Here is a 19,313-nt window from a genome sequence, read left to right as displayed (position 1 = left end):
CTGCTCGGGGTCACAAGGCGAAGGCGGCGCGGTATGACGGCGGACACGGTGCGGTGGGGCGTCCTGGCGACCGGTGGGATCGCCGCCGCGTTCACGGCGGATCTGTTCGACCTGCCGGACGCGGAGGTCGTGGCGGTGGCGTCACGGTCCGAGGAGTCGGCGAAGGCGTTCGCGGAGCGGTTCGGGATACCCCGGGCGTACGGCGACTGGAACCGGCTCGCGCGGGACGAGGACATCGATGTCGTCTACGTCGCCACACCGCACACGGCGCACCGGACCGCCGCCGGTCTGTGTCTGGCGGCCGGGCGGAACGTGCTGTGCGAGAAGCCGTTCACGCTGAACGTGCGCGAGGCGGCGGAACTCGTCGCGCTGGCGCGGGAGCACGGGCGCTTCCTGATGGAGGCGATGTGGATGTACTGCAATCCGCTGGTGCGGCGGCTGAAGTCCCTGGTGGACGATGGTGCGATCGGTGAAGTGCGCAGTGTGCAGGCCGATTTCGGGCTGGCCGGGCCTTTCCCGCCCTCGCACCGGCTGCGGAACCCGGAGCTGGGCGGGGGCGCGCTGCTCGATCTGGGTGTGTATCCGGTGTCGTTCGCGCAGCTGCTGCTCGGGGAGCCGTCGGACATCACGGCGCGAGCGACGCTCTCGGACGAGGGCGTGGACCTCCAGACCGCGGCCCTGCTCTCCTGGGAGAGCGGCGCCCTCGGCTCGGTGCACTGTTCCATCGTCGGCGGTACGGCGACCTCCGCCTCGGTCACGGGCTCGCGGGGCCGGATCGACGTCCCGGGCGGGTTCTTCTTCCCGGACCGTTTCGTGCTGCACCGGGACGGCCGTGACGCCGAGGAGTTCACGGCCGATCCGGCGGACGGGCCGCGCAACAGCCTGCGCCACGAGGCCGCCGAGGTGATGCGCGCCCTGCGCGCCGGTGAGACCGAGTCGCCGCTCGTCCCGCTCGACGGCACGCTCGCCGTGATGCGGACGCTCGACGCGATCCGGGACCGCGTCGGCGTCCGCTACCCGGGCGAGACGGGCGAGTACCCCGATGAGACGGGCGAGCCGCGCCTCACGCCGGCTTGAGCCCCTGCTCCCCCACCTCCGTCACGAAGGACGCGGCGGCCGAGTTCACAGTCGCCGTCCGTCCCGCCGCGTGACGCGACCCTCACCGCCGCGCGGGCCGAATGGCGCGGCCCACCACCGGAGCCTCTGCCACGCTGGCATCGTGCAGAAGCCCACCTCCGTCACCCCTGACCCGTCCGCCGCCATACCCGTCCCGCTCCTCACGCAGCAGTGGCTCGACCTCTCCTTCATCCACTGGGCCGTCGACCCGGACGCCGTGGCGGGTCACCTTCCGCACGGCACCGTTCCCGACACGCACGACGGGGTCACCTACGTCGGACTCGTCGCCTTCCGGATGCACCGGGTCGGGTGGCTCCGGCTGCCGGGGGTCCCGTATCTCGGGACGTTTCCGGAGACCAACGTCCGCCTGTACTCGGTGGACGCCGACGGGCGGCGCGGAGTCGTCTTCCGGTCGATGGACGCCTCCCGGCTGATACCGGTACTGATGGGCCGCGCCGGCTTCCGACTGCCGTACCTGTGGTCCCGGATGACCGTCCGTACCGCCGGAGACACCGTCACCTACACCAGTTCCCGCCGCTGGCCCGGCCCGCGCGACGCGTACAGCCGCATCACCGTACGCACCGGTGAACGTATCGAGGAGCCCACCGAGCTGGAGCATTTCCTCACCGCCCGCTGGGGCATGCACAACGCGTTCCTCGGCGGAACGGGGTACCTGCCCAATCACCACCCGCGCTGGCCCCTGTACCGCGCCGAGTTGGTCCGTTGCGACGAGAACCTGATCACGACGTCCGGCCTCCCGGCGCCGAGCGGCGCCCCGGTCAGCGTCTTGTACTCCCCGGGCGTCCCGGTCCGCCTCGGCCGCCCGGCACGCCCGGCGGGCATCCCCACTCCCTGAGGGGAACCGAAGAAGCACTTGAAGGAGCACTGGTGGAAACGGACAGGCAGCACGTCGAGCGGGCGGAGGCGCGGTCGAGGATCGCGGTGGTGACCGGGGCGGGTTCCGGCATCGGCCGGGCGGTGGCCGTGGAACTGCTGCGCGCGGGCTGGCCGGTGGCGCTGGCGGGCCGGCGCGTGGAGACCCTGGAGGAGACGGCGGCCCTGGCGCCCGAGGGGACGGCGGCAACGGCTCCGGGTGGCGCGGCTCTCACCGTACGGACGGACGTCTCACGCCCCGAGGACGTGGCCGCCCTCTTCGAGGCCGCCGTCGGGCGCTTCGGGCGGGTCGACCTGCTGTTCAACAACGCGGGCACGTTCGGGCCCGGCGGTGTGCCGGTCGAGGAACTGCCCTACGACGCGTGGCGGCATGTGGTGGACACCAACCTCAACGGGGCGTTCCTGTGCGCGCAGGAGGCGTACCGGCGGATGAAGGAGCAGGACCCGCGGGGCGGGCGGATCATCAACAACGGCTCGATCTCGGCGCACACGCCCCGGCCGCACTCGGTGGCCTACACGGCGACCAAGCACGCGCTGACCGGCCTGACCAAGGCGCTGTCGCTGGACGGGCGGCCGTACGGGATCGCGGTGGGGCAGATCGACATCGGCAACGCGGCGACCGACATGACGTCCCGTATGCAGACGGGAGCGCTGCAGGCGAACGGGGAGGTGGCCCCGGAGCCGGTGATGGACGTCGCCGATGTGGCCCGCACCGTGCGGCACATGGCGGAGCTGCCGCTGGAGGCGAACGTGCAGTTCGCGACCGTCCTCGCCACGGCGATGCCGTACATCGGGCGCGGCTGAACGCCGCCCGCGCGGTCGTCAACGCGTCAACCTGCACAACCGGAATTTCAACGTCCGCCCTATTGCGGCCGGTCCGGCGCATATGCTCAACTCTCCTACACCAAAGCTTCACACTTGGAGCAGAGAGCTTCCGTCAGCCACATCCAGGGGGGAGGCGGCAGTCGTTCCACGGCACCGGGTGGGGGTGGACCCCGCGTGGGACCGCGGGGTACGCACCGGTACGTGGAACGACTGCCGCACAGCTCGACGGGGCTACCGCCCGAGCAACCGGTCGATCTCGGCCAGTTGCCCGCCGGTCAGTGCTCCCTTCGCCATCGCCCCCGCGTTCTCCTCCGCCTGCGCGACCGAGCGGAAGCCGGGGATGGGGACGGTGGCGGGGCTGCGGGCCCACAGCCAGGCCAGGGCGCCCTGGGCGAGGGTCCGGCCCTCGCTGGTGAGCAGGGAGCGGAGGGCCTCGACGCGGGCGAGCCACTCGGGGTCGGCGCCGGATCCGTCACCGAACCCCTGGAGCCAGGCCGGCGGCCTGCTGCGGATGTCCCCGCTCTCCGGCGGCTGATGGGCCCGGCGCTTCCCGGCGAGCAGCCCCATGGCGAGCGGGCTGCGGTTGATGCTCGCCAGCCCCGCCTCCTCGCACAGCCGGAGCATCTCGGGCGCGTCCTGAAGGACGTTGAGGGCGTGCTGGACGGCGGCGCAGTGCGGGCCCTCGGCGAACACGGCGGCACGGGCCGGGTCGTCGGTGCTCCAGGCGTAGGCGCGGATCAGCCCTTCGCGCACCAGGTCCTCGCAGGTGTCGCGGAGCAGCGCGGCCTGCTCGGGTTCGGCGTCCCCGATGTGGAACTGGTACAGGTCCACATGGTCCGTGTCGAGGCGGCGCAGGGACGCGGTCAGCGCACGGCGCAGATGGGCCGGGGAGGCGTCGCTGCCGTCGGCGGTCCGCGTCCGCTCGTCGAAGAGATAGCCCCACTTGGTGGCGACGACGACATCGGCCCTGCGCTTGCCGAGGGCCCGGCCCAGCACGCGCTCGCTGTGCCCGGTGCCGTAGTTGTCGGACGTGTCGAAGAAGGTGACACCCAGGTCGAGGGCGCGCCGCACCGCCCGTACGGACTCCTCGTCGTCGACCTTGCCCCAGCCGAACGGCTGCCCCTCGGGCCCCTGCCACTCCCCGCCGATCGCCCAGCAGCCGAAGCCCAGGGCGCTCACCTCGATGCCGCTGCGTCCCAGTGTGCGTGTGGTGTCCATGGCCGGGGACGCTACGAGTTGGAGCGCAGGCGAGGACAAGGCCCCGGGTAGGAGGTTTTTACGGTCTTTCAGGCCTGCCCGGTCTCGAAGCGGGAGATCCTGCCGTCCTCGTCGACCGTGAAACTCCACCGGGTGCGCATCTCGCCCCAGGTGTCGTTGTTGTAGTGGGCGACGAGGGAACGGCCGTCGTTGGACTCGCTGTCGACCCGCATATGGCCGTGGGAGAAGAAGATCTCCCGGTCCACCCAGTCGGCGAGGTCGCGGTCGGAGCCGTCGTCCGCCATGGTCGCGCCCGGCGCGAGGAGCTCCATGAAGCTCTCGCGGTCGTGGTTGTTCACGGCGGTCACGAAGGCGCGGACGGCCGGGTCACTGAGGCGCGTGGTCTGAATCGTCATGCCAGTCAGCCTCGTACCGGTCGGCGGCCCCCGCCACCCGTGCCACCCGAACGGCGTCCCGGGCGGCTCCGCCGGGTGTCGCGGCAGGCCAGGGGTGCGACGGTGGGAGCGTGACGAGGAGTACTCATCCGCTGTGCCGTCCGCTCCGGGAGACGACGTGAGCCGTTACGACCGACGTGATCTGGGCCTGCTGCTGCTCCGGCTGGGGACGGGCGGTGTGCTGGCCGCCCACGGCACGCAGAAGCTGTTCGGCTGGTTCGGCGGGGGCGGCATCGAGGGCACCGGGCAGTTCATGGAGGCCGTCGGCTACGTCCCGGGCAAGGTGAGCGCGACGGCGGCCGGTCTCGCGGAGACCGGCGGCGGCACCCTGCTGGCCCTGGGCCTGGCCACTCCGGCGGCCGGTGCGGCGGCGGCCGGTGCGATGGCGGGGGCGGCCGCGGTGCACACCCCGAACGGGTTCTTCAACCAGGGCGGCGGCTACGAGTACGCGGCGGCGCTGGGCCTGACGGCCGCCGGCCTGGCCGTCACCGGCCCGGGTCGGCTCTCCGTGGACCATCTGCTCGGGCACGCGGTGAACCGCGGCTGGATGATCCCGGCGGCGTTCGCGGCGACGGCGGCCGGGACGGTGCTGGTCGTGGGGGCGCGGACCAGGCGGCTGCGGAAGGCGAAGGAAGGCGAGCAGGACCCGCTGTTCGACGAGGAGTACCTGGAGTAGGGCGACGGCTGGGGGGCGTTGTCAGACCCTCGTGGCAGGCTGCCGGCCCATGAACGATCAGACATCGCCCGCCCCGGCCTCGCCCGAGCTGTGGGGCACCATCGACACCCTGTGGGAGTGGCTCGAGACCCACCGCCCCGTCGAGGGCCGCGAGGGCTTGCTCCTGCGCATCCTGAAGCTGTCCGAGGAGGTCGGGGAGGTCGCCGAGGCGGTGATCGGCGCGACCGGCCAGAACCCACGCAAGGGCGTCACCCACGGCTGGGACGACGTCCAGTCGGAGCTGTGCGACGTGGTGATCACGGCCCTGATGGCCCTGCGGACCCTGACGCCGGACGCGCGCGAGGTGTTCGCCCGAAATCTGGAGCGGGTGCGGGAGCGGTCGTCGGCCTCGCCGGGCTGATCATCCGATACGCGCCGATGCCGATCGCCCGATACTCCACAACACCCCGCCCCCGCCGCTTCGTCGGGCTACGCTGCGAGTGAATATGCCGAGCGGCCGAATCCTGGCCCTTGCGGGTTGAGGAGTTTGGTGACGGGGGTGGACTTAAGGTTCCGGTCCCTGGTGGTCGCGCACGCCGTGTCGGCCTACGGGACCTACCTGAATCTGATCGCGCTCAGCCTGTTCTCGTACGAGGTCACCGGCAGCGCCCTGGGCGTGGGCGCGGTGATGGCGGTGCGGCTGCTGTCCGGTGTCACGGCAGGTCTCACCGCCGGGGCCCTGACCGCGAGGCTCACCCGCCGGACCGTCATGGTGGCGACGGACCTCGCCCAGACCCTCGCCATGGTGGTGCTCGCGCTCTGGGCGACGCGCACGCCGCTGTGGGTGCTGCTCGCGGCGGTGGTCGTGCTGGGCGCGGGGAACACGTTCTTCAACGTCGCCCTGCGCAGCGCGGTTCCGGTCATGGTCGGGCAGGACGACCGCGCCCGCGCGAACGGCGTGCTGGTCACGGCCCGTTCCATCGCCACGGTGCTGGGCTTCGCGTCGGCCGCGCCGGTCATCGCCCTCGGCGGTTTCGGCGTCGCCTTCGGGGTCAACGCGGCGAGCTTCGCGGTGTCCGCGGGTGCGGTGCTGCTGCTCCGGCCGCGTACGGACACGGGCGGCGACGGGGGGTCGGTGAGCGACCCGGGCGGTACGGAGGACAGCGGGAGCGTCACGGAGGACGGCGGGGACGGGTTCTCGTCACGGCGTGGTGGGTGGCTGCGGGGGCGCATCGTGGGGCTCGCGGGCCCGTTGCTCGCCCTGATCGCGCTGCGGGGGCTCGACGCGCTGGCGTCCGCGTCGCACAACGTGGCCCTGCCGCTGGCGGCGCACGCGGCCGAGCCGTCCGAGCCGGCCGTGTTCATGGCCCGGTTCTGGGCGGCGTGGGCGGTGGGCACCCTGATCGCCCACCAGGTCCTCAAACGCCGCTCGCACGGGACGTCCTGGGGCGAGCGCGCGTTCGCCGTCGGCACCTGCGCGATGTCGCTGTGCTTCGTGGCCGCGTTCACCGGACCGCCCGCCCCGGCCCTGATCGCGGCGGCCGTGGCGGCCGGGTTCGCGGACGGCTGGACCGAGATCGTCTACACCTCACGCCTCCAGGCGGCCCCCGACCGGCAGCGCGCCCGGCTGTTCGGACTGTCCGCCACCGCCGAGCAGTCCGGGTTCGCCCTGGGCACGATCGCCGCCGCGGCCGCGCTGGAGGCGCTGCCCGCGCTCGCCGTCGTGGGCGTCTTCCACGGGGCCGCGGCGTGCGGCGCGCTGGTGCTGCTGCTCACCGTCCGGCGGCGCGACGCGCGTAGAGACCGGGACCACTCAGACCGATCGTCCACCAGCGGAGAACCGGACCGTTCGTCCACCAGCGGGGAAAAGGGAGAGAACACGCATGGAACGTCTACGGGGGCACGCCCTCTGCCAGGGCCCTGAGCCCGAGCGCACCGAGGCCGATCCGGTCGACGCCGTGCGGGCGCTGCTGAGCGCCGCCCGGTCCGCCTCCGGCGGAGCCGTCGTCACCGTCGCCGCCGACGGCACGACCGCCTCGCGGTCGTATCCCGAACTGCTGGACGCGGCCCGCCGTATGCTCGCCGGCCTGCGGGCCCACGGGCTGCGGCGCGGCGACGCGGTGGTGCTGTGCGGGCTGCCGCTCGCCGAGTTCTTCCCCGCCTTCTGGGCCTGTGTGCTCGGCGGCGCCCTGCCGGTGGCCATCGCCGAGCATCCCGCGCCGGGCTCCCCGGCCTTCGAACGCCTGCGGCAGACCTGCGCGTTACTCGGCCGGCCCCTGGTCCTGACCGACGCGCCCGGCGCCGCCGCGCTCGCCCACGCCTCGCCCGCGCCGCGTGTCGCCCTCGCCGGGGACTGCCTGAACGCGCAGGCCGGGGACGCCGACGACGACCACCTCACGCCGGACCCGTCCGACACCGCCCTGCTGATGCTGTCCTCGGGCAGCACCGGCGTACCGAAGGCGGCGCGGCTGACGCACGCCGGGCTGGCCGACTTCGCGGCGAGCAGCCGGCGGATCCTGGACGTCCGCCCGGACGACACCATGGTGAACTGGCTGCCGGTCGACCACAGCGGCGCCTTCCTGCTGTACCACCTGCTCGCGGTCTTCACCGGCTGCACCAACGTCCACGCGCCCACCGAGCATGTGCTCGCCGACCCGCTGCGCTGGCTGGACCTCGTCCACGAACACCGGGCGCGGCACAGCTGGGCGCCCACCTTCGCCTACCGGCTGGTCACGGACGCGCTCGCCGAGCGGCCCGAGGGCCACTGGGACCTGGGCGGCCTCAAGTCCCTGCTGTGCGGGGGCGAGCGGGTCGCGCTGCCGGTGCTGCGCCGCTTCCTCGACGCGACGGCCCCGTACGGGGTGCGCGAGGAGCACATCGTCCCGGCCTGGGGCATGGCCGAGACGGTCACGGCCGTCACCTACGGCCGCCTCGACCGGCCCGGGACCGTGCACCGTCTGCTCAAGAGCAGCCTGGGCGGGGACCTGGTCCCGGCCGGTGCGGACGCCCCGGACGCCGACTGCGTCACCTTCGTCGCCTCCGGCTCGCCCGCGCACGGCGTCACCCTGCGCGTCGTCGACGACCACGGCGACCTCGCCCCGCCGGGCCGGATCGGGCGGCTCCAGGTCCACTCCCCCGCACGGCTCACCCCCGGCTACGTCGACAACCCCGAGGCGGACGCCGCCGCCTACCCCGCCGGGCGGGACTGGCTGGACACGGGCGATCTGGCCTTCCTCGACAGCGGCCAGGTCGTCATCACGGGCCGCCGCAAGGACCTGATCATCCTCAACGGCCACAACGTGTACTGCCACGAGGTGGAGGAGACCGCCACCACCGTCGAGGGCGTCCGGCAGGGCGAGATCGCCGCCTGCGGCATCCCGCATCCGGAGCGGGGCACCGAGGAACTCGCGGTGTTCTTCGTCAGCCGCGGCGCCCCCGAGGACACCCGGATCGCCAAGGAGCTGAAGGCGGCGCTGTTCACCCGCCTCAGGCTCACCGCCGCGTACGTCCAGCCCGTGCCGCCCGATGAGTTCCCGCGCACACCGGCGGGCAAGGTGCGCCGCGCGGAGCTCCAGAGCAGGTTGATCGACGGCGGCTTCGGCACCACGGCACCGGACGCGGACACCGTGACCCGGGCTGTCCGCGAGGAACTGTCCGCCGTACTGGGCCGCCCGGCCGACGCGGACGTGCCGTTCTACGAACTCGGCCTGACCTCCGTACTCCTGGTGCGCCTGCGGAACCGGCTGGCGGAACGTCTCGGCATACCCATCGCGCAGACCGCGTTCTTCGAGCATCCGACGGTCACGGCGCTCGCCGCGCATCTCGCGAGCGGGCCGGTGGCGGAGGCGGCCGGGCCCGAGGCGGTCACCGACGAGGTCACATCCCCCGAGCGACGTATCGCCGTCATCGGACTGGCGCTGCGCTTCCCCGGAGCGCACTCGGCGGAGGGGTTCTGGGCCAACCTGCGGGACGGCGTGGACAGCGTCCGGGTGTTCGACGCGCCGCAGCCCTCGGCATCCGGGCACGTGCCCGTCGCCGGAGTCCTCGACGGTGTCGAGGAGTTCGACACGGACTTCTTCGGGCTGAGCCCCAAGGAGGCCGGACTCACGCATCCGGCGCACCGGCTGTTCCTGGAGTGCTGCCACCAGGCGCTGGAGGACGGCGGCCACGCGGCGACCGCGCCGGGCGTCAGGGTGGGGGTGTTCGCCGGTTCGGGCATGAACCTCTACGACCACCAGCAGCCGTCCGTCACCGGCTCTCAGTACGACCCGGCCGACCCGGCCGCCGGAATGCAGACCGCCATCGGCCAGGAGCCCGACTTCCTCGCCACCCGGGTCGCCTACCGGCTCGGTCTCACCGGCCCGGCGATCGGTGTGCAGACGGCCTGTTCCACCTCGCTGGTCGCGGTGCACCTGGCGGTCCAGGCGCTGCTGACCGGCGAGACGGACCTGGCGCTGGCGGGCGCGGCGGCCGTGCATCTGCCCCAGGAGTCCGGCTATCGCAGCCACCCCGGGTCGATCCTGTCCCCCACGGGACGGTGCCGTGCCTTCGACGCGGAGGCCGACGGCACGGTCGGGGGCAACGGTGTGGCCGCCGTCCTGCTCAAGCGCCTCGACCGGGCCCTGGCCGACGGCGACACCGTGCACGCGGTGATCCTGGGCTCCGCGGTCAACAACGACGGAGCCGCCAAGGTCGGCTTCAGCGCGCCCGGAGTCGAGGGGCAGGCCGACGTCGTACGGCAGGCCCTGCGCAGGGCCGACGTACCGGCGGAGACGATCTCGTACGTGGAGGCGCACGGCACGGGAACGCGGCTCGGCGACCCGGTCGAACTCACGGCGCTGGCGCGGGTTCTGGGCGAGGACGCGGGGAACTCGGGCCGCTCCGGCGATGGTTGTGTCGTCGGCTCGGTGAAGCCGAACATCGGGCACCTCGACAGCTGCGCCGGAATGGCCGGGCTCATCAAGACGGTCCTGATGCTGCGCCACCGCACCCTGGTGCCGACACCGCACCTGAACCGGCCCAACCCGGAACTCCCGCTGTCCGACGGCACGTTGACGCTGGCCACGGAGCTACGGCCCTGGGCGGTGCCGGACGGTGTGCCCCGCCGGGCCGGGGTCAGCGCGCTCGGCGTCGGTGGCACCAACGCCCATGTGGTGCTGGAGGAGGCCCCGCCCGTCCGCCCCCGGCCGGCTCTCGAACTCCCCGTCCTGGTGCCCGTGTCGGCGCGTGACTCCGAGTCCCTCGCCGCACTCACGGCAGGGCTCCGCGACCGGCTGCTGGCCCTGCCCGACCTCCCGGCCGCCGACGTGGCCGCCACCCTCGCCCTCGGCAGACCGCACCGCACGGCACGCACCGCCGTGGTCGGCCGCACGGCCGGTGAACTCGCCCGCGCGCTGGAGGAAGACGTCCGCTTCGAGGCCGCGCCTCCGGGCCCGGTCGCCTTCGCCTTCCCGGGCCAGGGCAGCGCCCGCCACGGCATGGCGAGCGGCCTGTACGCCGCGTACCCGGCCGCGCGGGCCACGCTCGACCGGTGCGAGAAGCTCTACGCCGGGGAGTTCGGCGGCAGCCTGCTGGAACCACTCCTGACCGCCCCCGGTCACGCCGGTCCCTCTACGCAAGACGACATCTGGCCCACCGAGACCGCGCAGGCCGCCCTCTTCACACATCAGGCGGCGCTGGCGGACGCCTGGCGGGCCGCCGGAATACACCCCGGGCTCCTGCTCGGCCACAGCGTCGGCGAGTACGCCGCCCTGTACGCGGCCGGTGCCCTGAGCCTGGAGGACGGGCTGCGGCTCACCGCCTGGCGCGGGCGCCTCATGCAGGCCCTTTGCCCGGCCGGGGGCATGCTCGCCGTCCGGGCCGACCTGGCCACCGCACGACGCGTCGCGGACGCCGCCGGTGCGGAACTCGCCGCGGTCAACGGCCCGCACGCCCAGGTGCTCTCGGGCTCGCCGGGGGCCCTGAAGGAGGCGGCACGGCTGTTCGATCTGGACGGCCTGCGCTGGCGTGCGCTGCCGGTCGACCGAGCGTTCCACTCCTCGGACGTCGACAGCGCGCTGGACGAGTTCCGGACCCGGGCGCGCGAGGTGACGTACCGGCCGCTGCACACCCCGTTGGTGACCACGGCCGACGGCGAGTGGCGCCCGGTCGGCTGGACGGTCGACGCCGACTACCTCTGCCGTCAGGCCCGGCAGCCGGTCCGCTTCGACCTCGCCATGGAGACCGCCGTCGGACAGGGCTTCCGGGACTTCGTGGAGACCGGCGCCGGGCGGACCCTCACCGGGCTCGGCCGGCACTGCGTCACCGACAGCCGCTGGCTGAGCGGGCAGGGCGAAGGGGACGAGGCCGCCGAGCAGGCCCACGGATTCCTGACGGCCCTCGGCTCGCTGTACCGCAGGGGTGCCGACCTGGACTGGCGGGCGCTCCTCGACGACAACGGCGGCCGGGTGCCGCTCCCCGGGCATCCGCTGCGGCGGAGCAGGGTGCCGTACCGAACCGGGACGCCGGTGGCGGCACCCGAGCGACCGGAACCGCGCACGGATGAAGTCCTGGACTCGATAAGGCAGTTGACGGCGGACAAACTGGGCCGCCCGACCGCCGACGTCACCCCCGACAGCTCCTTCTTCGAACTCGGCGCCGACTCGCTCTCCCTGATGAGCATGACGACCGAGCTGGAGCAGCGGTACGGCGTCCGGGTCCCGGTCCGCGAGGTGTTCGACTCGGCCGACACACCACGCCGACTGGCCGAACGGGTCGCGGGACTGCGGGGCGACGAAGCGCAGGTGGCCGCGCCGGTGATCGCGCCGGTGGTGCGGGAGGAGCCCGTGGCCGAGGACCCACCGGCGGCGCCCGCCGCTCCCCAGGAGGCGCCCTCGGACCTCCACGCCCTGTTCGGCCAGCAGCTACGGCTGGCGGAGCAACTGGTCGACCAGGTGGGTGGGATGATCTCCCGCCAGCTGGACGTACTCGCGGCAACGCCCGGCACCATCACGGCACCGACCACTCCGGAACCGGTACCGACCCCTCTCGCCCCCGAGCCCGCCGCATCCTCTTCCGGAGCCGTCGACTTCAGCCTCTACTTCTTCGGCGACTACCCCCAGCACTCCGACGACGACAAATACGGCCTGATCATGGCCGCCGCCGACTTCGCCGACCAGCACGGCTTCCACGCCCTGTGGTTCCCCGAACGGCACTTCAACTCCTTCGGCGCGCTCTTCCCCAACCCCTCCGTGCTGGCCGCGGCCCTCGCCGCGAGGACCAGCCGGGTCCGGCTGCACGCCGGTTCCGTGGTGCTGCCGCTGCACCATCCGGCCCGGGTCGCCGAGGAGTGGTCGGTCGTCGACAACATCTCCGGCGGCCGGACGGGCCTGTGCTTCGCGAGCGGCTGGCACGCCACCGACTTCGCACTCGCCCCACAGCACTTCGGCCGGCACCGCGAGGTGATGTACGAGCAGCTGGCGGCCGTACGGGACCTGTGGTCGGGGCAGGCGCTGAAGACCACGGCGGGCGACGGCACCCCGGTGGAGGTCCGCCTGCATCCGCGTCCCGTACAGGAACGGCCGCCGATGTACGTGGCCGTCGTAGGGAACCCGGACAGCTACCGCCGGGCGGCCGCCGAGGACCTCGGCGTGGTCACCAATCTGATGACGCAGACGGTGGAGCAACTGGCCGAGAACATCGCGCTGTACCGGCGCTGTCGTGCCGAGCACGGTCTGGACCCGGCGGCGGGGCGGGTCGTGGTGCTCGTGCACACGTACCTGGAGGACGACGCGGAGCGGGCGCGGGCCGAGGCGTACCGGCCGTTCCTTTCGTATCTGCGGTCGTCCCTCTCCCTCTTCGACCAGGTCACCAACAGTCTCGGCTTCCAGGTGGACCTGGAGAACACCCCGGAGGAGGACGTGGAGTTCCTCCTCGGGCGCGCCTACGAGCGCTACTGCGAGTCCCGCGCGCTGATCGGCGACGAGCACACGGCGGCGGAGACCGTAGGGCGGCTGCTGGCCGCCGGAGCGGACGAGATCGCCTGCTTCGTGGACTTCGGCGTACCGAGGGAGAAGGTGCTGGCGGCGCTGCCGGTACTGGACCGCCTGCGCCGGACGACCCCCGCGGTTGAGGCGCGGCCCCTGCCCGAGCCCCGCCGTACGCCGCCCCGCGCCCCCCTCACCCCGGCCCAGCGCCGCATCTGGTTCCTGGAGCAACTGCACCCGGGCACCGCCATGTACCACGAGCCCAAGGCGATCCGGCTCGACGGCCCCCTGGACGTACCGGCGTTGCGCTGGGCGCTGGACCGTGTCGCGGACCGGCACCCGGCGCTGCGCACGGTCTTCGGTGACACGGCCGGTGTCCCGTACCAGGAGATACGCGACCGTATGCCGCTGGACTGCCCGGTGGAGGACCACACGGGATCGACGGAAGAGGCGGCTCTACGGGCGACGCTCGCGGCGGATCACGGACTCGACCTCGTCTCGGGCCCGCTCGTGACGGCCCGCCTGCTCCGGCTGTCCCCGGAGCACCATCTGCTGTTCCTCATGGCGCACCACATCGTCTTCGACTCCTCCTCCACGGCCGTCCTGGCCCGCGATCTGGCCGCGTACTACCGCGCACGGCGGGGCGGAGGTTCCGCACCGGGGCCGCTGTCCGAGCCGCCGACGGCCGTCGAGCCGGACCCCGCGTCCCTCGACTTCTGGCGGCAGCGGCTCGGCGGCGCACCGGAGCTGACGCTCCCCACCGATCGCCCCCGCCCGCCGGTCAGATCGGGAGCGGGCGCGAGCCTCACGCACGCCCTCGACGCCGAACTGACCGGCGGGCTGCGGGCGTTCGCGGCCCGCCACCGCGCCACGCTCTTCATGACGCTGACCGGCGCGATCGGCGCGGTCCTGGGCCGGTTCAGCGGGCAGCGGGACGTGGTGATCGGTACCGCGGTCGCCGCGCGTCCCGCCGGTGCCGAGGACCAGGTGGGCCTGTTCCTCGACACCGTGCCGCTGCGCCTGGACCTCACCGGGGACCCGGACTTCCCGGCCCTGCTGCGCCGGGTCCGCGAGAGCAGCACCTCGGCGTACGAGCACAGCGGCGTCCCGTTCGACGATCTGGTGGGCGCGCTCAACCCGCGTCGCGACCCGGGGCGCAATCCGCTGTTCCAGGTGATGGTGGAGTACGAGAACGAGGGCGAGGCCCTCTTCGACCCGCCGAATGTGACGGCCACCCTGCTCGATGTGCCGAGCGCCCGCGCCCCGTTCGACCTCAGCGTCTATCTCACCCATCACGCGGGCGGCGTCCGGTTCATGGTCGAGTACGACACGGCCCTGTTCGACGAGGCCACGGTGCGCCGTTTCGTGGACTACGTCGAGCAGGTGCTGCGCCGCGCCCTGGCCACGCCCGAGGCGCCCCTGCCCGAACTGACCGCCCTCACCGCCGCCGACCGCGCGTCCCTGGCCCGCTGGGAGCACCCGGCGGGCGTGGACGACGGGGCCTCCCCCGGCACCCTGCACGGCCTGTTCGAGCGTCAGGCCCGCCGTACCCCGGACGCCACAGCGCTGATCAGCGGGGACGATCGGCTCTCCTACGCGGATCTGGACGCGGCGGCCGACCGCCTCGCCCGGCAGCTCCGGGCCCGGGGAGCAGTACGCGGGGAGCGGGTGGCGGTGCGCCTGCCGCGCGGCCCGCACCTGATCACGGCCCTGCTCGGGGTGCTCAAGAGCGGGGCGGCCTACCTCCCGCTGGACCCGTCCCTGCCCACCGCGCGTCTCGCCCTGCTGCTCTCCGACGCGCCCCCCGTCCTCCTGCTCACCTCCGACGCCGCCCTCACCGCACACCCGGAGCTGGCGACCGGACTGCCCGTCCAGCGGGTGGACCAGGTGGACGACACGCTCCCCACCGGCCCCGTACCGGACAGCGCCCGCCCGGAAGACCCGGCGTACTGCATCCACACCTCGGGCTCGACCGGCCGTCCGAAGGGCGTCGTCGTACCCCACCGGGGCCCGGCGAACCTGGTCCGCGCCCACCTGGACCGCCACCCGGCCCTGCGCACCCTGCAGTGGACGTCACCGGCGTTCGACGTCAGCGTGCAGGAGATTTTCACGACGCTGGCCTCGGGCGCCACGCTGGTCCTCGTCGACGACGCCGTACGGCACGACCCGGCGGCGGTGGCCGAGGCGGTGCGCCGTCATGAGGTGCAGCGGATGTTCATGCCCTGCACCCCGCTGAAGTACCTGATGGAGACCGCCCCCGAACTGCCTGCCCTGCGCGAGCTGTTCTCGGCCGGTGAGGCGCTCCAGCTCACGGCCGGCTTCCGCCGCTTCCTCGCCACGCACCCGCGCTGCGCGCTGTACAACCAGTACGGCCCCACGGAGACCTCGGTCATCGTCACCTCGCACCGCGTCGACCCCGACGGCGAGGAGTGGCCGCCGATCGGCACCCCGGTGCCGGGAGCACGCGTCCTGCTGCTGGACGGCACGGGCCGTCAGGTCCCGGTCGGGGCGGTCGGCGAGATCCATGTGGGCGGGATCCCGGTGTCGTACGGCTACCACGACCGCCCCGCCGAGACCGCCGCCGCCTTCCTCGACGACGGAACGGGCGGGGTGCTGTACCGCACGGGCGACCTGGGCCGTCTGCGGACGGACGGCACCCTGGACTACCTGGGCCGGGCGGACGACCAGGTCAAGATCCGCGGCTACCGGGTCGAACCCGGCGAGATCCAGGCGGCGTTGGCGGCACTCCCGTCCGTCCGGGACGCGGCGGTCCTCACGCGCCGCGACCGCCACGGCGACACGGAACTGGTCGCGTACGTGGTCCCCACCGACCCGACGGCCGGCCTCGACTCCCTGCGCGCCGCGCTCGCCGCCGACCTGCCCGACCACTTGGTCCCCCGCCGCTGGGTGTCCCTGGACCGCCTCCCGGTGAACGCGTCGGGCAAGCTGGACCGCGCCGCCCTGCCCGAGCCGGGCGACGGCTCCGGCGAGGCTCCGGCCGCCGTACCGGCCACGGCCCTGGAGAAGACGCTGCACGACCTGTGGTGCGAGGAGCTGGAGGCTGACCCGGTCCCGGTCACGATGTCGTTCTTCGAACTCGGCGGCCACTCCCTGAGCGCGATCAGGCTGCTGAACCGTATGCGGGACGAGGCCGGTGTCGACCTCACGATGGCCGACTTCTTCCTGGACCCGACGATCCGGGGCATCGCGACCCGCCCCCGTGTCGAGGACACCGCACCGATGCCGTCCACCCTGCGCCGACTGTGGCGCCGCCACCACGCGCTCACCGACCCGAGCGTCTACAACATCGCCCACCGCACGGACCTGCGCGGCGATGTGGACCCCGGCGCGCTGCACCAGGCCCTCACGGATCTGGTGGCCCGCCATCACGCCCTGCGCAGCCGCGCGGTACGCAGGCAGGACGGCCGCTACGAGGTGGAAGTCCTGGCGGAGGTCCCCGTCCCGCTGCCGGTCACCGACCTCACGGGGGCGTCGGCGGACGCGGTGGACCGCTGGTGCGACGAGCAGGTGTCCACGCCCTTCGCGATGGACCGGGCCCCGCTGCACCGCTTCCGCCTGGCGAGGCTCGCCCCGGACCACTGGATCCTGGTGACGGTCTTCCACCACGCGGTCTGCGACGGCTGGTCCCTGGGCATCGTCCGACGCGACCTGGCGGAGCTGTACAACGCGCGACGGGCGGGAAGGACTCCTCAACTACCAAGCGATATAAGGCAGTTCACCGACTTTGCCCGATCGGAACACGCCCTGCCGGACGACCGCAGGACAGCCCTGGAACGCTTCTGGCGCACGGAACTCGACGGCATCCCCCTGCGCCCGTCCCTGCCCTACGACCACCCGCACCCCGGCACGCTGTCCGGCCGGGGCGCCCTGCACACCTGGGTCATCGACGACGACACCCCCGCCCTCCTGGCCGACACGGCGACCCGCCTGGGCACCACCACCTACACGGTCCTGGCGGCCCTGTTCGCCAGGTGGCTGGGCGAGCTGTGCGGCGAGGGGAACGACATCGTCCTGGCGGCGTCGAGCGCGAACCGGGTTCAGCGGGACCGTTCGGAGATCGTCGGCATCCTGGGTGACGCCGTACTGCTGCGGGCCCGGCTCGGTGAGGCGGAGACCTTCGGCGACCTGGTCGCGCAACTCGGCGCCTCCCTCTTCACGGCCCTCGACCACCAGGAACTCCCCCTGACGGATGTGGTGTCCCTGGTGGCACCCGACCTGGAGGGCGCCCTGTTCCCGACGGTCCTGTTCACGGTGATCACCACGGAGCCACCGGCCCTGGACCTCCAGGGCGTGACGACCTCCGTGCACGCCCTCTCCGTCCGGGGCGTGGCCCGCAACGAGCTGTACGTGGTGATCGCGCCCGAAGGCGACCGCATCACGGTCGCCTTCGAGTACTCGACGGATCTGTTCACCAGGGAGACCGTCGAGGGGTGGGCCAGGTCCTTCACCCGGTTCCTGCGGGGGTAGGCCGGGCGGCGTCACCGCTGGGCCGACTCCGCGTACTCCTCGTCCCGGTCCGCCTCCGCCACCGGGTCGTCGTCGCCGGGCTTGACCGTGGCCTTGCGGCCGGGCAGCACGGCGATGACGATCATGGTTCCGGCGGCCATGATGACGGCGCCGACGAGGCTGGTCTGGGCGATGGCGTGGGCGAAGGACTCGTGCACCGCGTCGATGAGCGCCTGGGCCTGCCGGACGCCGCCGTCGGGGGTCTTCGCGACCTGCTGGGCGACCGCGAGGCCGCCGCCCACCGAGTCCTGGGCGGTGTCCATCGCGGCGGCCGGGAGGTGACCGCCGACCAGGTCGGTCAGCTTGTCCTTGTAGGACGTGGCGAGGAGCGAGCCGAGGACGGCGATACCGAGGGCGCCGCCGAGTTCCAGGGCGGTGTCGTTGGCGCCGCCGCCGACACCCAGTTCCGACTCGGGGAAGGAGCCCATGATGGTGTCGGTGGCCGGGGACAGGCTCAGGCCGATCGCGAAGCCGAGCAGCAGCAGGGGCGCCAGGAAGTCGGTGTAGGTGGAGCCCGACTCGATCCGCGTGAGCAGCAGGACGCCCACCGTGCCGAGCGCCATACCGGTCCCGACCACCAGCTTCACGCCCAGCTTCGGGGCCAGCCGGCCGGTGACCGCGGCACCGGCGAAGACGGCTCCGGCCAGCGGCAGCAGCCGTACGCCGGTCTCCAGCGCGCTGAAGCCGAGGACGAACTGCAGGAACTGGGTCGCGTAGTAGATCGAGCCGAAGGTGCCGAAGAAGAAGAACAGCACCGCGAGCATCGACCCGCTGAAGGGGCGCTCCCTGAACTTGCGCACGTCCAGCATGGGGTTGGGGTGGCGCAGCTCCCAGGCGACGAAGGCGAGCAGGCCGACACCGGCGACCACGGCCGCGGTGATCGGGCCGGTGCCCCAGCCGAAGTGCGGGCCCTCGATGGCCGCGTAGACCAGGGAGCCGATGGAGACGATGGAGAGCAGCCCGCCGACGTAGTCGATCGCGCCCATCCGCTCGGCCTTGGACGGCGGCACCAGAAGGAGCGCGCCGACGACGCCGAGGACCGCGATGGGGACGTTGATCAGGAAGGTGGAGCCCCAGGCGTGGCTCTCCAGCAGCCAGCCCGCGGCGAGCGGCCCGGCGGCGATGGCAAGGCCCGAGGTGGCGCTCCAGGCCGTGATGGCCTTGGCCCGCTCCCGCCTCGGGAAGATCGCGACCAGCAGGGACAGGGTGGCCGGCATGACGACGGCGGCACCTATGCCCATGATCGCGCGGGCCGTGATGACCAGGGTGGTCTCGTCGACCATGCCGCCCATCACCGAGCCGCCCGCGAAGATCAGCAGACCGAGGATCAGTGCCCCGCGGCGGCTGTACTTGTCGCCGATCGCGCCCAGGACGAGCATCAGCGCGGCGTACGGGACGGTGTAGCCGTCGACGACCCACTGCAGGTCGCTGCTGGTCAGGCCCAGGTCCTTGGTCATGTCCGGCGCCGCCACGATCAGCGACGTGTTCGCCATGACGACGATCAGCAGGCTCAGGCAGAGCACCAGCAGGGCCCACCAGCGCCGTGGATAGGGGGCTGTCATCTTCTCGGCGGGTGTGTCGGCAAGCAGCGGCATCGAAGGCTCCTCGGGGGCGAAGCGGCGGGCAAAGCAACGGGGCAGTTATTTGCCCAACGATGTGCAGACTAGTTTATTGCCCACC

Annotated in this window: 10 protein-coding genes; 7 read left to right on the top strand and 3 right to left on the bottom strand. The window is 73.0% G+C overall.

Going from position 1 to position 19,313, the window contains the following annotated elements:
- The first annotated feature begins 33 nt into the window (after nucleotides 1-33).
- The 3 genes from NNW99_RS27425 to NNW99_RS27415 all read left to right on the top strand — a co-directional run bounded on the left by NNW99_RS27425 (nucleotide 34) and on the right by NNW99_RS27415 (nucleotide 2,814).
- Entirely contained in the window at nucleotides 34-1,077 is a 1,044-nt protein-coding gene (locus NNW99_RS27425) for a Gfo/Idh/MocA family protein (RefSeq protein ID WP_215121836.1), read from the top strand.
- A 142-nt stretch (nucleotides 1,078-1,219) separates the two neighbouring features.
- The gene (locus tag NNW99_RS27420; protein ID WP_215121835.1) at nucleotides 1,220-1,972 is read left to right on the top strand and encodes a YqjF family protein; all 753 of its coding nucleotides are present in this window, start codon (nucleotides 1,220-1,222) and stop codon (nucleotides 1,970-1,972) included.
- Between the two features lie 32 nt (nucleotides 1,973-2,004).
- A complete protein-coding gene (locus NNW99_RS27415; RefSeq protein WP_251057959.1) occupies nucleotides 2,005-2,814 on the top strand; it encodes an SDR family oxidoreductase in 810 nt (269 codons plus the stop codon).
- Between the two features lie 252 nt (nucleotides 2,815-3,066).
- On the opposite strand, the gene NNW99_RS27410 is transcribed toward NNW99_RS27415, so the two are convergent.
- Nucleotides 3,067-4,053 (bottom strand): aldo/keto reductase, encoded by a 987-nt coding sequence (locus NNW99_RS27410; RefSeq protein WP_215121834.1) that lies wholly within the window; start codon nucleotides 4,051-4,053, stop codon nucleotides 3,067-3,069.
- 68 nt (nucleotides 4,054-4,121) lie between these two features.
- Nucleotides 4,122-4,448 carry a nuclear transport factor 2 family protein gene (locus NNW99_RS27405; RefSeq protein WP_215121833.1) on the bottom strand — a complete coding sequence of 109 codons (327 nt, stop codon included), beginning with the start codon at nucleotides 4,446-4,448 and terminating at the stop codon, nucleotides 4,122-4,124.
- Nucleotides 4,449-4,605: 157 nt separating this feature from the next.
- Between NNW99_RS27405 and NNW99_RS27400 the strand changes: the two genes are divergently transcribed.
- The 4 genes from NNW99_RS27400 to NNW99_RS27385 all read left to right on the top strand — a co-directional run bounded on the left by NNW99_RS27400 (nucleotide 4,606) and on the right by NNW99_RS27385 (nucleotide 17,594).
- Nucleotides 4,606-5,163 (top strand): DoxX family membrane protein, encoded by a 558-nt coding sequence (locus tag NNW99_RS27400; RefSeq protein ID WP_215121832.1) that lies wholly within the window; start codon nucleotides 4,606-4,608, stop codon nucleotides 5,161-5,163.
- Between the two features lie 49 nt (nucleotides 5,164-5,212).
- On the top strand, nucleotides 5,213-5,563 hold the full coding sequence (locus NNW99_RS27395) for a MazG-like family protein (protein ID WP_215121831.1): 351 nt from the start codon (nucleotides 5,213-5,215) through the stop codon (nucleotides 5,561-5,563).
- A 138-nt stretch (nucleotides 5,564-5,701) separates the two neighbouring features.
- Nucleotides 5,702-7,066, top strand: coding sequence for an MFS transporter (locus NNW99_RS27390; RefSeq protein ID WP_251057958.1), 1,365 nt, complete (start codon nucleotides 5,702-5,704; stop codon nucleotides 7,064-7,066).
- On the top strand, nucleotides 7,026-17,594 hold the full coding sequence (locus NNW99_RS27385) for a non-ribosomal peptide synthetase/type I polyketide synthase (protein WP_215121829.1): 10,569 nt from the start codon (nucleotides 7,026-7,028) through the stop codon (nucleotides 17,592-17,594). Before NNW99_RS27390 ends, NNW99_RS27385 begins: the two co-directional genes overlap by 41 nt.
- A gap of 11 nt (nucleotides 17,595-17,605) precedes the next feature.
- Here NNW99_RS27385 and NNW99_RS27380 read toward each other — a convergent pair whose 3' ends face one another.
- Nucleotides 17,606-19,228, bottom strand: a complete 1,623-nt coding sequence (locus tag NNW99_RS27380; protein ID WP_215121828.1) for an MFS transporter — start codon at nucleotides 19,226-19,228, stop codon at nucleotides 17,606-17,608.
- Nucleotides 19,229-19,313: the final 85 nt, after the last annotated feature.

Source organism: Streptomyces sp. CRCS-T-1, assembly GCF_024442335.1.
Lineage (GTDB): Bacteria > Actinomycetota > Actinomycetes > Streptomycetales > Streptomycetaceae > Streptomyces > Streptomyces koelreuteriae.
This window is presented reverse-complemented; position numbering and strand designations above follow the sequence as displayed.

What these genes read in the sequence shown, in the direction of transcription:
- NNW99_RS27385 (WP_215121829.1), top strand. Translation starts at nt 7,026, where the DNA reads ATGGAACGTCTACGGGGGCACGCCCTCTGCCAGGGCCCTGAGCCCGAG.
- NNW99_RS27405 (WP_215121833.1), bottom strand. Translation starts at nt 4,448, where the DNA reads ATGACGATTCAGACCACGCGCCTCAGTGACCCGGCCGTCCGCGCCTTC.
- NNW99_RS27395 (WP_215121831.1), top strand. Translation starts at nt 5,213, where the DNA reads ATGAACGATCAGACATCGCCCGCCCCGGCCTCGCCCGAGCTGTGGGGC.
- NNW99_RS27425 (WP_215121836.1), top strand. Translation starts at nt 34, where the DNA reads ATGACGGCGGACACGGTGCGGTGGGGCGTCCTGGCGACCGGTGGGATC.
- NNW99_RS27380 (WP_215121828.1), bottom strand. Translation starts at nt 19,228, where the DNA reads ATGCCGCTGCTTGCCGACACACCCGCCGAGAAGATGACAGCCCCCTAT.
- NNW99_RS27410 (WP_215121834.1), bottom strand. Translation starts at nt 4,053, where the DNA reads ATGGACACCACACGCACACTGGGACGCAGCGGCATCGAGGTGAGCGCC.